The following is a 13,413-nucleotide window of genomic DNA, read 5'->3' as shown; positions in this document are numbered from 1 at the left end:
ATTAATTCGGCTAGTTTGCTAGAATGGCGAGCTAATTTCCGGAGACATGCATGCCAAAAGTCGTTTTTCTCTTTGCGCTGCTGCTGACGCCGTTCAGTCACGCAGCCAATTACACGGCCAGTGACACAGCCAGCGACACAGCGACCCCTCAGCAGCAACTCAACACACTATTCGACAGCGACTGGCAATGGAGCATGCGCAATTCGCCTGAGACGGCCACGGCGGTGGGCGACAATCGCTATAACGATCGCTTATCGGACACATCGCCGGCCGCCAGCCTGGCAGCTAATGCACATCAGGCGCAGATGCTGGCGCAAGCCGGGCGCATTGACCGCAACAAACTGAGCGGCCAGGACTTGCTGTCCTACGACCTGTTCATCTACGAAAAGAAAAAGAATATCCAGGCTGCCGATTTCTATCCCTACCATCCGTCGCCTGTCACGCAGCTGAGCGGCGTCCAGTTCGATTTTCCGCAACTGGTGGCGCAGACGCCGTTTAACAACGCCGGGGATTACCGCAATTATCTGGGGCGCCTGCGAGCGCTGCCAAAGTACGTCGATGGCGTGATCGCGCAATTGCAGCAAGGCGTCAAATCCGGCTGGGTGGCGCCTAAAGTCACCATGAGTGTGGTGCCCGGACAGCTGCGGGAATTCGTCGCCAAGCTGGACAGCAGCCCTCTGGCGGCACCCTTCAAAAATATGCCGGCCTCGATTCCTGCAGCACAGCGGGCGCAGTTGACGCACCAAGGCCGGCAATTATTGCAGCACGCTGTAGCGCCTGCCTTCCGCAAACTGGAAGCGTACGTCAGCAACACTTACCTGCCGGCTTGCCGCGACAGCATTGCGGCTTCCAGTTTGCCAGGCGGCGCTGCGTACTACGCGTACAAGGTCAAGGAAAACACCACGACCAACATGACGCCGCAAGAAATTCACGACATCGGTTTGCAGGAAGTGGCGCGGATTCAAGGCGAAATGAAGCAGGTGATGCGGCAAACCGGATTTACCGGCACGTTTGCTGAATTCATTAGGTTTTTGAATACCGACCCGCGTTTCTATTTCACCAAGCCGGAAGACCTGCTGGCCGGCTACAAGGCAATCATCAAGAAATCTTCAGCGCAGCTGCCGCGCTTCTTTGCCGAGATTCCACGGGCACCGGTGGATGTCAAGCCGGTGCCTGAGGTTGGTGCGGAAAACCAGGCCGGCGCTTATTACGAGCCGGGTACCCCGGATGGTTCGCGTCCCGGTTATTTCGTCGCCAACCTGTCGAAACTGGATACGCGCCCGAAATGGGAAATGGAAACGCTGACCTTGCACGAGTCGGTGCCGGGCCATCATCTGCAAACCGCACGTGCGCAGGAAATCAAGGGCCTGCCTGAGTTCCGCCGTTTCGGCTGGTATGTCGCCTTTGGCGAGGGTTGGGCGCTGTATGCGGAAAGCCTGGGCGGCGAAATGGGTTTCTATACCGACCCGTATTCGAAATTCGGCCATCTCAATGACGAGCTGTTCCGTGCTGCGCGGTTGGTGGTGGATACCGGCATGCATGCATTGGGCTGGACGCGGCAGCAGGCGGTTGACTACATGAACGTGAACACTGCCAATCCGCCACACGACAACCGGGTCGAGATCGATCGCTACATCGTCGATCCGGGCCAGGCTCTCGGTTACAAGATCGGTCAGTTGAAGATCAAGGCGCTGCGTGAAAAGGCGCAAGCGGCATTGGGAGACAAGTTCGATTTGCGGCATTTTAACAATGCGGTGATCGACAACGGCGCATTGCCGCTGGAAATGCTTGAAACGCAGATCGACGGCTGGATTGCGCAGCAGGCCGCAGCCAAATAATGTTTACTGTCCGGCCGGCTTGGGATGTATCCAGGCCGGCCGGCAGGTTCCTAAGCGTAACGGGCCGCCAGCAGTTTGGCGATCCAATCGACAAACACCCGCACCCGAGCCGACAGATGCTTGTTGTGGGCGTATACCACGGATACCGGCAATGGCGGCGGTTTGAAGTCCGGCAGCACTTCTTCCATCTCCCCACTCTCCAGCAAGTCTTCCAGACCGAAGCGCGGCGCTTGTATCAACCCTAGTCCGGCTCGGCAGCTGGCCAGATAGGCATCCGAGCTGGCAACTGAAATAAGTCCTGGCAGCTTGAGGAAATGTGGTTCGCCATCCACCATGTATTCCCAGCCCAGGTCGCGTCCGGTGCGGCTGGAAAAATAATTCACCACCATGTGATGCTGCAGATCGCCCAAGGTCTGCGGCCGGCCGTTGCGCTCCAGATACGAGCGGGCACCGCAATTGATCTGCGCCATGCTGCCGATGCGGCGGGCGATCAGGCTGGAGTCGCTGAGAGCGCCGACGCGCACCACGCAGTCGACCGCTTCTCCGATCAGGTCGACAAAGCGGTCGGTGGCGCTCAGCTTGAGCCGCAACTGCGGGTAGAGCACGAAAAATTCCGGCAGCGCGGGGATCACCACCATATGCGCCAGCCGTTCAGGCAAGTCGACCCGGACCACGCCGCGCGGCTGCAGCTGGTCGTGCTGGAACAGGGCGTCGACATCTTCGAATTCGGCTAATAGTTGCGCGCAGCGATCGAGGTAAGTGATGCCTTCATCGGTCAGCGTCACCTTGCGCGTAGTCCGGTGCAGCAGGCGTACTGCCAGATGCTTCTCCAGTGCCTGCACGGCATTGGTGACCGTCGCGGCAGGCAGGTTCAACTGCTCCGCAGCACGGCTGAAGCTGCCCAGTTCAGCGACTCTTGAGAAGACTTCCATGGCCTGGATACGATCCATTGCTCTCTCCCGGGGAATGATTATTGGTGATTTTCGAATAAAGAAATCATTTTAAGCCCATTTATTCATCGGTCGCAGTAGACAACAATGTCTCCTTGGTAGCCGAGTCCGGCTTTGCCTCTCTGCTGCAAATGAACAACTCAACCAAGGATGTCATGATGAAAACCCAACAAATAGGCAATACCGGCCCCCAATCTTCTGTCATTGGCCTCGGCTGCATGGGCATGTCCGACATGTACGGCCCTGCCGATGAGAGCGAAAGCATTGCTACTCTGCACGCGGCCATCGATGCCGGCATCACCCTGCTGGACACCGGCGATTTCTACGGCATGGGTCAAAACGAAATGCTGATCCGCGAAGCGCTGCGCACACGCAATCGCGACCAGGTGTTGCTGAGTGTGAAATTCGGCGCCATGCGCGATCCTGCAAGCGGCTGGATCGGCGTCGACGGCCGGCCTGCGGCAGTGAAGAATTTCCTGGCATATACCTTGCGCCGCCTGGGCACCGATCATATCGATATCTACCGTCCGGCGCGGCTCGATCCGAATGTGCCGATCGAGGAAACCGTCGGCGCCATCGCCGATCTGGTGAAAGCCGGCTACGTGCGCCATATCGGCTTGTCCGAAGTCGGCGTGCAAACCATACGCCGGGCGCAGTCTGTGCATTCGATTTCGGATCTGCAGATTGAGTATTCGCTGATCTCACGCGGCATGGAAGCGGAGATACTGCCGGTCTGCCGCGAACTGGGCATCGGTGTCACTGCGTACGGAGTGCTGTCGCGGGGTTTGATCAGCGGCCACTGGACCAAGGAAAAGACCCTGACGCCGGGAGATTTCCGCAGTTTCAGCCCGCGCTTCAGCGGCGATAATCTGGCGCACAACCTGTCCTTGCTGGAGGTGTTGCGAACCATCGCCGACAGCAAGCAAGCGACCGTGGCGCAGATCGCCATCGCCTGGGTGATGGCGCGCGGCAGCGATATCGTGCCGCTGATCGGCGCACGTCGCCGCGATCGTCTGGCCGAGTCGCTGGGCGCAATGACTATCCAGTTAAGCGCCGGCGACCTGGCCAGGATTGAAGCAGCGATCCCGGTGGATGCTGCGGCTGGCGATCGTTATGCGGCGGCGTCGATGGCGCATCTGGATAGCGAACGGCAGCACGTCGGCTGATGGAGTTTCAGAGCTTCAATTGCAGAAAATCCAGGAAGCAGCTGATGCGCCGCGCCAGTTGCGTATTCCGGTAATACACCGCATGGATCTGCTGATGGTAGCCGTTGTTGTGGGTAGCGAGGATGTCGATCAGCGTTCCCCGTGCGATATCTTCGCGGACCATGAAAGCCGAGAGACAGGCGATGCCGAGGCCGTGCAAGGCTAATTGGCGTATGGTCTCACCGCCCGACGCCAGCAGCGTCGGGCTGATCGTCAGGTTTTCGCCTTGTTGCTGCCTTAGCGGCCAGACATTCAACGATTCCGGCTGCGTAAAACCGAGCAGCTGATGGCGTGTGAGTTCCTCTGCATTAGCGGGTGTGCCATGCGTGCGCAGATAATCCGGGCTGGCGACAACATGCAGCCGGCTCGCTCCCAGCCTGCGCGCATGCAGCATCGAATCTTGCAAGGCGCCATGGCGTATGGCGATATCGGTGCGATGTTCCAGCAGATCGATATTCTGGTCGTTGCTGGTCAGTTCCAGCATGATGTCGGGATAGCTGCTGCGAAATTCAGCAATGTGCGGCACTATGCAATGCAGCATGAAAGGCGGTGAAGCGTCGACCCGCAAGCGCCCCGACGGCCGTTGATGGCGCACCTGGATCGCTTCTTCCGCCTCTTCCATCGCGGTAACGATGGCGCGCGCTTTTTCCAGGAAAAGGTGGCCTTCCTCGGTCAGCTCCATGCGCCGCGTAGTGCGCGTCAGCAGAGAAGTGGCCAGTTTCTGTTCCAGGCGCGACAGCGCGCGGCTCAGGCCGGAAGTGGTCTGGCCCAATTGCTCGGCGGCGGCGCTGAGCGTGCCGCAATCAACCACCGCAATGAAAACCCGCAGATCGTCCGAGTGAATATTCATCTTGTGCGAATTAATGGACACCGCCGCCATGGCTGCCAAGATTGGCGGGTACGTCGTCTTCCATGCTCGCCAACCCTTGCAGGATGCCGCAATCCTTGGCGGCCTGGGTTCTTTGGCATTGCTTGCGCAATTGCTTGAGCTGCGTTTGCAATGCCTTCAATTCGCTAATCCGGGCGGCGACGTGATCGATATGGTGATCCAGCAAGGTGTTGACCTCGGAGCAGTTATCTTCCGGCAAGTCGCGGAATTGCAACAACCTGCGTACTTCATCGAGCGTCATGTCCAGCGAGCGGCAGTGCCGGATGAACTGCAGACGTTCGATATGCGCCTGTCCATATAGCCGGTAATTGCTTTGCGAGCGTGCCGCCAGCGGCAGCAAGCCTTCGCGTTCGTAATAACGAATAGTTTCAACAGGGCAACCAGCATGCGCCGCCAGTTCGCCGATCTTGAGTGAAGTCGTGCCCATGCCACTGCTCCTTCGATAGCCATATCTGCAATTAGTCCTTGACCTTATAGTAGCTACAGGGTTTTAAATATGCAAGGAGTATGCATAAGCATCACCGAAACCCGCGTCCAGGAGAGCACCATGGCCAGTTGCCAACATGAACACAGCGACCACCACGACCATCATGATCACGAACACAAACATGATCATCCGCATAAGCAAGATCATCCGCACGAACCTGCGCAAGCGGATGCGGGCGTGGCTGTGGCCAGTCGTCCGACGCTGGCCGCCGGCGCGGCGGAAGCGGTGTTCCTGATCCAGAAGATGGATTGTCCGACCGAGGAAAAACTGATACGCGACCGCTTCAAGAGCATGGCCGGTATCGAGGCCATGCAGTTCAACCTGATCCAGCGCGAGCTGACGGTCCAGCATCGTCTGCCATCGGTGGACGCCATCGTCGCCACCCTGAAGGCGCTGGACATGGAACCGGCGCTGAAGTCGGACACACTGACCGGTGCGGTCGGTTTGGCTGAGGGCCTGGGCGATGGCGCATTCAAGATATCCCGGAAAAAATGGCTGCTGATGGCGATTTCGGGGATTACCGCGGTCGGCGCCGAAGTCGTGGTCTGGAGCAGCGGCCAGGATAGTTCATGGCTGGTGATCAGCCTAGCGCTGGTCGCCATCCTGAGCGGCGGCCTGGATACTCTGAAAAAGGGCTGGATCGCACTCAAGAATTTCTCACTCAACATGAACTTCCTGATGTCGATCGCAGTGATCGGCGCCGCCATCATCGGCCAATGGCCGGAAGCCGCGGTCGTGATTTTCCTGTTTGCGCTGGCGGAAATGATCGAAGCGCTATCGCTCGACCGCGCCCGCAATGCCATCAAGGGCTTGATGGCGATGGCGCCGGATATGGCGACCGTCCAGAGCGCCGATGGCGAGTGGCGCGAAGTAGCCACCGGCGCTGTCACGCTGGCGGCCCTGATCCGCGTCAAGCCGGGTGCGCGCGTGCCATTGGATGGCTTGGTGACGGAAGGGCAGACCACCATCAACCAGGCGGCGATCACCGGCGAGAGCATGCCGGTCGCCAAGCAGGCTGGCGATCAGGTATTCGCCGGCACCATCAACGAGCGCGGCTCCTTTATCTACCGTGTCACGGCGCTGCAAGCCAACTCAACCCTGGCGCGCATCATCAAGAGTGTGCAGCAGGCGCAGGGTGAGCGCGCACCGACGCAGCGCTTTGTCGACCAGTTCGCGCGTTATTACATTCCGGTGGTGGTGCTGGCAGCGATACTGGTGGCGGCTATACCGCCGCTGTTGTTGGGCGCGGCATTTTATCCGTGGCTTTACAAGGCGCTGGTGCTGCTGGTGATCGCCTGTCCGTGCGCGCTGGTGATTTCGACGCCGGTGACGGTGGTAAGCGGCCTGGCTGCCGCTGCCAAACATGGCATCCTGATCAAGGGCGGCGTGTATCTGGAGATGGGACGCAAGCTCAAGGCGCTGGCGCTGGACAAGACCGGCACGCTGACCCTGGGCAAGCCGCGCGTCACGGACGTGCAACTGGTGCAAAGCGTGGCTGACGCCAACGGCAGTCTGCAATTGCAGCTGCAAGCGGCCAGCCTGGCAAGCCGTTCCGATCATCCGGTATCGGGTGCGGTGGTAGCGCACTGGCAAGCGTCCGGTAACAGCGCCAGCCTGCTCGACGTCAGCGGATTCGAAGCGCTGACCGGGCGTGGCGTGCAGGGCATGATCGGCGGCCAGCATTTCTATCTGGGCAATCACCGGCTGGTGCATGAGATGAATATTTGCAGCCCTGAGCTGGAAGCACGCTTGTCCGCTCTGGAAAGTGAAGGCAAGACCACGGTAGTGCTGTGTTCGGCGTCGCAGCCTTTGCTGATTCTGGCGGTGGCGGACACGGTGCGCGATACTGCGCTGGAAGCAATCGCCAAACTGCGGGCGATCGGGGTGGAAGCCGTGATGCTGACCGGCGACAATGCGCATACCGCGCAAGCCATAGCGACCCAGGTCGGCATTAGCGACGCCCGCGGCGACCAGCTGCCGCAGGACAAACTGGAAGCCATTAACGATTTGCGCGCGCGCCATGGCTATGTCGGCATGGTAGGCGATGGCATCAACGATGCGCCGGCCCTGGCACAAGCCAATATCGGTTTCGCCATGGGCGCGGCCGGTAGCGATACGGCGCTGGAAACCGCCGATGTGGCGCTGATGGATGACGACCTGCGCAAGCTCCCGGATTTCATCCGCTTGAGCAAAAAGACCTATGCGGTTCTGATGCAAAACATCACCCTGGCGCTGGGCATCAAGGCGGTTTTCCTGGTGCTGGCGCTGAGCGGTGAAGCGACGCTGTGGATGGCGGTGTTTGCCGATATGGGCGCCAGTTTGCTGGTGGTGTTCAATGGCATGAGGCTGTTGCGGGCGCTACGTTGAATCTGTTGTTGTAAGTGCGCCGGCCGGGAAATAGCGTGGTGATTATTTTCCCTCGGATGCGGAGGATCTGGTCAGCCACTCCCGGCCTTTCAGCATCAGTGTCCAATATACCCAAGGCAGTACCGTGGTTTTCAGGAACCAGTTGCTGCGGCGAGCAATGGTCGGATCGAGTGGGAAGGTCGGCAGCAGTTTTCCGCCGTAGCCGAATTCGGCCAGTATCACTTTGCCCTTTTCCACCGTGAGCGGGCATGCGCCATAGCCATCATAGCTTGCGTCCAGGGGCTGTCCCGCGCATGCGGCGAGCAGGTTGGCCGCGACCACCACGGCTTGTTTGCGGATTGCAGCAACCGTTTTTGCATTGGCCGTTGCGCTGACATCGCCGAGTGCAAAAACGTTACGATAATGCACATGGCGCAGTGTCGCCGGATCGACTTCGCACCAGCCGTCAAGGTTCGCCAGAGGGCTATTGCGTAGCGCATCGGGCGCCACCTGCGGCGGCACCACATGCAACATGTCGAATGCTTTTTCCTGGCGGACGATATTGCCGGCGCCATCCTTGACATCGAACCACGCCAGTTTTCTGTCGCCATCGACCTTGACCAGATTCGATTCAAACACCAGTTGCGCCTGATATTTTTTAACGTAGCGCATCAGCGGCGGGACAAAAACGGCGACGCCGAACAAAACCGTCCCGGCATTATCGAATTCAACTTTTATCTGATCCAGCACGCCTTTGCGCAGCCAGTGGTCGCAGGACAGATACATGGCCTTTTGCGGCGCGCCGGCGCACTTGACCGGCATCGCCGGTTGCGAAAAAATTGCCGTGCCTTGTTTTAATTGCCACACCAGCTGCCACGTATAAGGCGCGAGGTCGTAACGGTAATTGGAGGTGACGCCATTCCGGCCAAGGGTTTGTTCCAAGCCTTCTATTTTTTCCCATGCCAGGCGCAGGCCGGGGCAGACAATCAGTTGCCGGTAGGCGATCAGGCTGCCATCGTCGAGCCGGACGCGGTTATGATCTGGCAAAAATTCTGTCACTGCCTGTTGCAGCCATTGTGCGGGTCCGGGTATCACCGACGCCATCGGCCGCGCGGTTTTTTTCTGATCATAGACGCCGGCGCCAACCAGAGTCCATGCCGGCTGGTAGTAGTGCTGGCTGGCGGGGTCGATCATGGCGATCTGGATATTCGGCGCGCGCCGCAACAAGCTGGCGGCGACGGCGATGCCGGCCGCGCCGGCGCCCACGATCACGACTTCGAATTGCTGGATCTTGTCGTTCGCTCCCCCTGTCTGGGCTGCCGGCGCTGATGTCTCGGCACTATTCGCCAGGCGGAAAATGTTGGTTGAGCGAACGCCGGTGCGACAAAAAGCCAGAATCGGGGCAGGCATGGTGACGAGCAACTGACGCAGGGCTGCGCCATGTTCTTTACTTAGGTGGGTAGCGTCGGCGGGCAGATAGCTGAATCCCAGGCCGAGTTTTTCGCAGGCCGCCGCCAGCTCGTTGCTGGAAACATGACGGCCGCCGTCTTCGCCATCCGGACGGTTGCATATCACCGATCTGTAGCCTGCAACGGCGATCTCGTTCAAGTCCTCCATGCCGATTTGACCGGTGGTTGAAAATAACTCGCTATGCTTGATGATATGAAGATTCATAGGTGCAGCTTCCATCGTGTCGGGTGGGTGGCGCTGTTTATCTGCTCATGGTCCGGTCACGGAATTTGCTATCGATATGCTGCAAGTATTGCCGCGGCTATGTCGTCAATGAGGACAAATGGGTAAGATGGCAAGGCGGAAGAGCGAACCACATTTGTGAGCTACGCTCAGATGAACTGACAGGGGGCAGGAAAGGCCCTCGGTTTACCAATACGTTTAACAATTTGCGGTCATTCCCCGGTGGGCCGCGTTATATCGAATGCTCCAGTGAAATATTCCGTTTCATTGTGGCGTTATTACTTGTTTGATTATTAATAATATAAAGACTGATTACTTATTTGTCAATGTTTGATATGTTTATATATAGTTACATATCGTTATTAATTGTTAATTGTTAATTGTTAATTATTAAGTTTGAGGATGTGATGAATGCCTAAGCCGCAGATAGAAGTGATTTTTGACCAGAGCACCTCCACGTTTACCTATGTCGTGTACGAGGCAGCTGGTTCCGAATGCGCGATCGTCGATTCGGTGCTTGATTACGATCCGGTGGCTGGCCATACCTCCACCGCAGCTGCCGATCGCGTGATTGAATTCGTCCGCGCCAACAAGCTGAAAGTGCAATGGCTGATGGAAACCCATGCGCATGCCGACCACATTTCCGCAGCCCCTTATTTGCGCCGGCAGCTTGGCGGCGCCATCGCCATTGGCGACCAGATCCGCGTGGTGCAGGGAGTCTTCAAAAAGGTCTTCAACCTGCAGTCTGAATTCTTGCTGGACGGCGCTCAGTTTGACCATCTGTTTGCGGCGGACGAGATTTTTTATATTGGCAATTTGCGGGCGCAAGCGCTGCATGTTCCCGGCCATACGCCGGCCGATATGGCCTATCTGGTGGAACAGCAAGTGGCGTTCGTCGGCGATACCTTGTTCATGCCGGACCTGGGTTCGGCGCGCTGCGATTTCCCCGGCGGCAGCGCCAGCAGCCTGTATCGCTCGGTAGGCAAATTACTTGATCTGCCACCCGCCACTCGTCTCTTCGTCTGCCATGACTATCCACCGGAGGGCCGTGCGCCGATGTGTGAGGCCACCGTGGCCGAGCAACGCGCAAAAAATATCCACGTTGGCGACGGCATCAATGAAAGCGAATTCATCGCCATGCGTACCAGGCGCGATGCGACCTTGGGCCTGCCGATCCTGATGCTACCGTCGATCCAGTTGAATATCTGCGCCGGAGTCTTGCCGGCGGCGGAAGAAAACGGTGTGAGTTATTTGAAAATCCCCTTGAATCTGGCGTTGTAGGATACTCAGAAAGAGGATCCAGGCCGTTGCAGGAACGCCTGCTCTTGCGGCGTCGATTGCCGTTGCAGGATACGGTTGCGATGCGGAAAACGGCCGAAGCGAGCGATGATGTCGCGATGTTGAATCGCAAACGACAGGTAGCCGGCAAAGCATTCCTTCTGACTGGCTGAAACCTGTTCGACCAGCGCGGCGGCAAGCGCTACCGACTGGTCCTGATCTGCCAGCAGCTCTGAATGCGTCAGCGGCAAATGCAGGAAGCTGCGTTCGATTGGGCGCAGCGTGTTATAGAAATTTGTTTGCAGGCCGATACGGCAAAAGCTGCGCGCCAATGCATCGAAAGAAAATGAACGGGGTGTGTCGCGGTAGATATTCCTCGGAAACTGGTCGGTCAGGATTACCAGCGCCAACGCTCCTCGCGGCGTTTTTTTCCAGTCGCTTAACTGGTTATTCTCGGCCGCTAAAAGCGTGCTTTCAAAACGCTGTTTGATCTGCAGATCGGTAGCAGGGTCCTTGCCCCACCACAGGACCGATTGCTGGCTGGCGACGATGGCGTCATCGGGATTTTCGCCAAACCAGAATTTCCTTATCGCCAGGATAGTAGGAGCGCGGGCAAATATGCCATCGTGTTGCGATTTCACCCGCACCGCAGGCCGTTTGTTACGGCGCAAAGGAGAGTAGATCAATTGGTCCCGCGCCGCGGCAGCACATAGATCAGTAAATCGCCGATGGTGACTTTTTGTCCGGCAACGATTTTGCAGGTCTTGCGCAGCTCGACTTTGCCGTCGACCGACACCACGCCGCTGGCGACCAGCGCCTTGCCGGCGCCGCCGCTGTCGCAAACGCCGGTCAGCTTGAGCAATTGATTGAGTTCGACATAGTCGCTGTTGAGGCGTAGTTCTAGTTGTTGCATAGTATTCCGATGGTGATGAAGGTGGCAAATGAAAAAAGTTAAACGCTGGCGTTCTTTTGCAGCGTCAGTTGCGCCTGGTCGAGCCACGCATGCAGATGATCGAGCAGGTCTTGCTGGCTGAATGAACAGCTTTCTTCCGTGAACAGGCTGGCAGCCTCCAGCCTGTCGAGGAAATGTTCGGCAACTTCCGCAAAGCGCGGCGGCAGCGCCGCTAACAGGGTGGTCTGCGCGCGCCAGGTACTGCACAATGCTGTAATCCTGGAGGGATCGCCGTTGCTGCCGTTCCGCATCGAATTGACGGCTTCGCGCAGGTGTTGAATGGTTGTTTGATATGGCATGCGATTGAATGGCGACTGATAAGTTACGGAAAACGGGCTGGGGTCAGTGTTGGTGCGCTTGGTGCGGTTAATGTGTCAGCCCGGCCAGCGCGAACAAGCCGATCACGGACAGGTAAGCGATGCCCCAGACTGCCGAGCGCAACGTCGGCTTGTCGCCCAGGTACAAAACAGTGTAGATGACGCGGGCTATGATAAATACCAGGGCCAGCAAGTTCAAGATATTTTGCGGCGCATGAACCTGTTGTGCAATGATTACGCCGGCGGCAAAGAACGGGAACGCCTCGAAATGATTGCGGTGGGCATAGTCGGCGCGGCGTCGCAGGCCGGATTGCTTTTCCAGCCAGGCGCGTGGTTCGGCGTTGTCAAAATCGCGGCGGCCGCCCTTGGCGATGACGATCGTAAGCAATGGCAGCAAGCCGGCGATCAGCACGCACCAGTAAGCAATCGTCATGGTGTTCTCCTGGATGTGAATCAAGCCGGGCGCACCGGCTTGCCATAAGCACTAAATTACAGTGTCTTTACTTCAAAAGTATTGCAGGATTTGACTTCGCCGGTGCTGACGCCTTGCTTGAACCAGCGCACCCGTTGTGCTGAAGTTCCGTGCGTGAACGAGTCTGGCACCACGTAACCCTGTTCTTGCTTTTGCAGGGCGTCGTCACCGATGGCGGTAGCCGCGTTCAACGCGCCTTCGACATCGCCTTGCTCCAGGATGCCGCGCGCCTGGTTGGCATGAAAGGCCCAGACGCCCGCCAGGCAATCGGCTTGCAATTCCATCCGCACCGACATGGCGTTGACCTGCGCCTTGGACATCTGGCGTTCGGCGTTGTTGACCTTGTCCATGATGCCCATCAGGTTTTGCACGTGATGTCCGACTTCATGGGCGATCACGTAAGCCTGGGCGAATTCGCCGGAAACATGGAAACGTTGTTGCATCAATTGATAAAAACTGAGATCGATATAGACCGTACGATCGCCGGGACAATAAAACGGTCCTGAAGCGGTCTGGCCAGTACCGCATGCGGTCGGGGTTGCGCGGGAAAACAAGACCAGCTTCGGTGGGGGATAAGTTTTGCCGTTGGCGCTGAAAATCTGGGTCCAGACGTCTTCCGTGTCTGCCAGTACCGTACGCACGAATTTTTTCTTTGGATCTTCAGGCTGCGTTGCACGGTTGGTGCCGGCAGGCGCTTGCTGCGATTGCGGTTGGCTGACCGGCCCGCCGCTCAGCAGGCTGAGGACGGTAGTCGGGCTGATGCCGAAGAAGTACGACGCCACCAGGGCAATGGCGATGGTGCCGAGACCGATCGAGCGGCCGCCAAAGCCACCGCCGCCACCTCCACTGCCATCATCGCTCCGGCGATCCTCGACGTTGTCGCTTTCCCGATTGCCTTCCCATTTCATGGTAGTTACCCCTATTGATTTTGTTGTCCGTAATAGAAGGCAATTCTAACGGAAACCACCATCAATTAGGGACAAGCGA

Annotated in this window: 13 protein-coding genes; 4 read left to right on the top strand and 9 right to left on the bottom strand. The window is 58.0% G+C overall.

The window, feature by feature from the left end; all coding sequences use genetic code 11:
- Nucleotides 1–50 precede the first annotated feature (50 nt).
- Nucleotides 51–1,838, top strand: a complete 1,788-nt coding sequence (locus ABI171_RS10780; protein ID WP_348092561.1) for a DUF885 domain-containing protein — start codon at nt 51–53, stop codon at nt 1,836–1,838.
- Between the two features lie 50 nt (nt 1,839–1,888).
- Here ABI171_RS10780 and ABI171_RS10775 read toward each other — a convergent pair whose 3' ends face one another.
- The gene (locus ABI171_RS10775; RefSeq protein WP_348092560.1) at nt 1,889–2,788 is read right to left on the bottom strand and encodes a LysR family transcriptional regulator; all 900 of its coding nucleotides are present in this window, start codon (nt 2,786–2,788) and stop codon (nt 1,889–1,891) included.
- Between the two features lie 158 nt (nt 2,789–2,946).
- Between ABI171_RS10775 and ABI171_RS10770 the strand changes: the two genes are divergently transcribed.
- Nucleotides 2,947–3,954, top strand: a complete 1,008-nt coding sequence (locus ABI171_RS10770; RefSeq protein ID WP_348092579.1) for an aldo/keto reductase — start codon at nt 2,947–2,949, stop codon at nt 3,952–3,954.
- A 7-nt stretch (nt 3,955–3,961) separates the two neighbouring features.
- Here the strand turns inward: ABI171_RS10770 and ABI171_RS10765 are convergent, their stop codons facing one another.
- Complete coding sequence (locus tag ABI171_RS10765) at nt 3,962–4,843, bottom strand: LysR family transcriptional regulator (RefSeq protein WP_348092559.1); 882 nt, start codon at nt 4,841–4,843, stop codon at nt 3,962–3,964.
- Nucleotides 4,844–4,853: 10 nt separating this feature from the next.
- Nucleotides 4,854–5,309, bottom strand: coding sequence for a Cd(II)/Pb(II)-responsive transcriptional regulator (gene cadR / locus ABI171_RS10760; protein WP_348092558.1), 456 nt, complete (start codon nt 5,307–5,309; stop codon nt 4,854–4,856).
- Between the two features lie 120 nt (nt 5,310–5,429).
- On the opposite strand from cadR, the gene ABI171_RS10755 reads away from it, so the two are divergent.
- Complete coding sequence (locus ABI171_RS10755) at nt 5,430–7,736, top strand: heavy metal translocating P-type ATPase (protein WP_348092557.1); 2,307 nt, start codon at nt 5,430–5,432, stop codon at nt 7,734–7,736.
- Between the two features lie 42 nt (nt 7,737–7,778).
- Here ABI171_RS10755 and ABI171_RS10750 read toward each other — a convergent pair whose 3' ends face one another.
- Nucleotides 7,779–9,389 carry a sulfur transferase domain-containing protein gene (locus tag ABI171_RS10750; RefSeq protein WP_348092556.1) on the bottom strand — a complete coding sequence of 537 codons (1,611 nt, stop codon included), beginning with the start codon at nt 9,387–9,389 and terminating at the stop codon, nt 7,779–7,781.
- A 429-nt stretch (nt 9,390–9,818) separates the two neighbouring features.
- On the opposite strand from ABI171_RS10750, the gene ABI171_RS10745 reads away from it, so the two are divergent.
- Nucleotides 9,819–10,688 (top strand): MBL fold metallo-hydrolase, encoded by an 870-nt coding sequence (locus tag ABI171_RS10745; RefSeq protein WP_348092555.1) that lies wholly within the window; start codon nt 9,819–9,821, stop codon nt 10,686–10,688.
- Nucleotides 10,689–10,693: 5 nt separating this feature from the next.
- Here the strand turns inward: ABI171_RS10745 and ABI171_RS10740 are convergent, their stop codons facing one another.
- From ABI171_RS10740 to ABI171_RS10720, 5 genes are all read right to left on the bottom strand, one after another.
- The gene (locus ABI171_RS10740; RefSeq protein WP_348092554.1) at nt 10,694–11,371 is read right to left on the bottom strand and encodes a DUF924 family protein; all 678 of its coding nucleotides are present in this window, start codon (nt 11,369–11,371) and stop codon (nt 10,694–10,696) included.
- Nucleotides 11,368–11,598, bottom strand: a complete 231-nt coding sequence (locus ABI171_RS10735) for an RNA-binding S4 domain-containing protein (protein ID WP_098493548.1) — start codon at nt 11,596–11,598, stop codon at nt 11,368–11,370. The genes ABI171_RS10740 and ABI171_RS10735 overlap by 4 nt, the downstream gene beginning before the upstream one ends.
- Before the next feature lie 38 nt (nt 11,599–11,636).
- The gene (locus ABI171_RS10730; RefSeq protein WP_348092553.1) at nt 11,637–11,936 is read right to left on the bottom strand and encodes a hypothetical protein; all 300 of its coding nucleotides are present in this window, start codon (nt 11,934–11,936) and stop codon (nt 11,637–11,639) included.
- Between the two features lie 67 nt (nt 11,937–12,003).
- Nucleotides 12,004–12,387: an MAPEG family protein gene (locus ABI171_RS10725; RefSeq protein WP_348092552.1), complete on the bottom strand. Its 384-nt coding sequence runs from the start codon at nt 12,385–12,387 to the stop codon at nt 12,004–12,006.
- Nucleotides 12,388–12,443: 56 nt separating this feature from the next.
- Nucleotides 12,444–13,334, bottom strand: coding sequence for a neutral zinc metallopeptidase (locus ABI171_RS10720; protein ID WP_348092551.1), 891 nt, complete (start codon nt 13,332–13,334; stop codon nt 12,444–12,446).
- Nucleotides 13,335–13,413 lie beyond the last annotated feature (79 nt).

The sequence above is a fragment of the Collimonas sp. genome (assembly GCF_039923675.1).
In the GTDB taxonomy this organism is placed as follows: domain Bacteria; phylum Pseudomonadota; class Gammaproteobacteria; order Burkholderiales; family Burkholderiaceae_D; genus Collimonas.
This window is presented reverse-complemented; position numbering and strand designations above follow the sequence as displayed.

Excerpts from the sequence above, each read along its gene's own strand:
- ABI171_RS10780 (WP_348092561.1), top strand. The coding sequence starts at position 51 with ATGCCAAAAGTCGTTTTTCTCTTTGCGCTGCTGCTGACGCCGTTCAGT.
- ABI171_RS10750 (WP_348092556.1), bottom strand. The coding sequence starts at position 9,389 with ATGAATCTTCATATCATCAAGCATAGCGAGTTATTTTCAACCACCGGT.
- ABI171_RS10775 (WP_348092560.1), bottom strand. The coding sequence starts at position 2,788 with ATGGATCGTATCCAGGCCATGGAAGTCTTCTCAAGAGTCGCTGAACTG.
- cadR (WP_348092558.1), bottom strand. The coding sequence starts at position 5,309 with ATGGGCACGACTTCACTCAAGATCGGCGAACTGGCGGCGCATGCTGGT.
- ABI171_RS10770 (WP_348092579.1), top strand. The coding sequence starts at position 2,947 with ATGAAAACCCAACAAATAGGCAATACCGGCCCCCAATCTTCTGTCATT.
- ABI171_RS10745 (WP_348092555.1), top strand. The coding sequence starts at position 9,819 with ATGCCTAAGCCGCAGATAGAAGTGATTTTTGACCAGAGCACCTCCACG.
- ABI171_RS10720 (WP_348092551.1), bottom strand. The coding sequence starts at position 13,334 with ATGAAATGGGAAGGCAATCGGGAAAGCGACAACGTCGAGGATCGCCGG.
- ABI171_RS10765 (WP_348092559.1), bottom strand. The coding sequence starts at position 4,843 with ATGAATATTCACTCGGACGATCTGCGGGTTTTCATTGCGGTGGTTGAT.
- ABI171_RS10735 (WP_098493548.1), bottom strand. The coding sequence starts at position 11,598 with ATGCAACAACTAGAACTACGCCTCAACAGCGACTATGTCGAACTCAAT.
- ABI171_RS10755 (WP_348092557.1), top strand. The coding sequence starts at position 5,430 with ATGGCCAGTTGCCAACATGAACACAGCGACCACCACGACCATCATGAT.
- ABI171_RS10730 (WP_348092553.1), bottom strand. The coding sequence starts at position 11,936 with ATGCCATATCAAACAACCATTCAACACCTGCGCGAAGCCGTCAATTCG.
- ABI171_RS10725 (WP_348092552.1), bottom strand. The coding sequence starts at position 12,387 with ATGACGATTGCTTACTGGTGCGTGCTGATCGCCGGCTTGCTGCCATTG.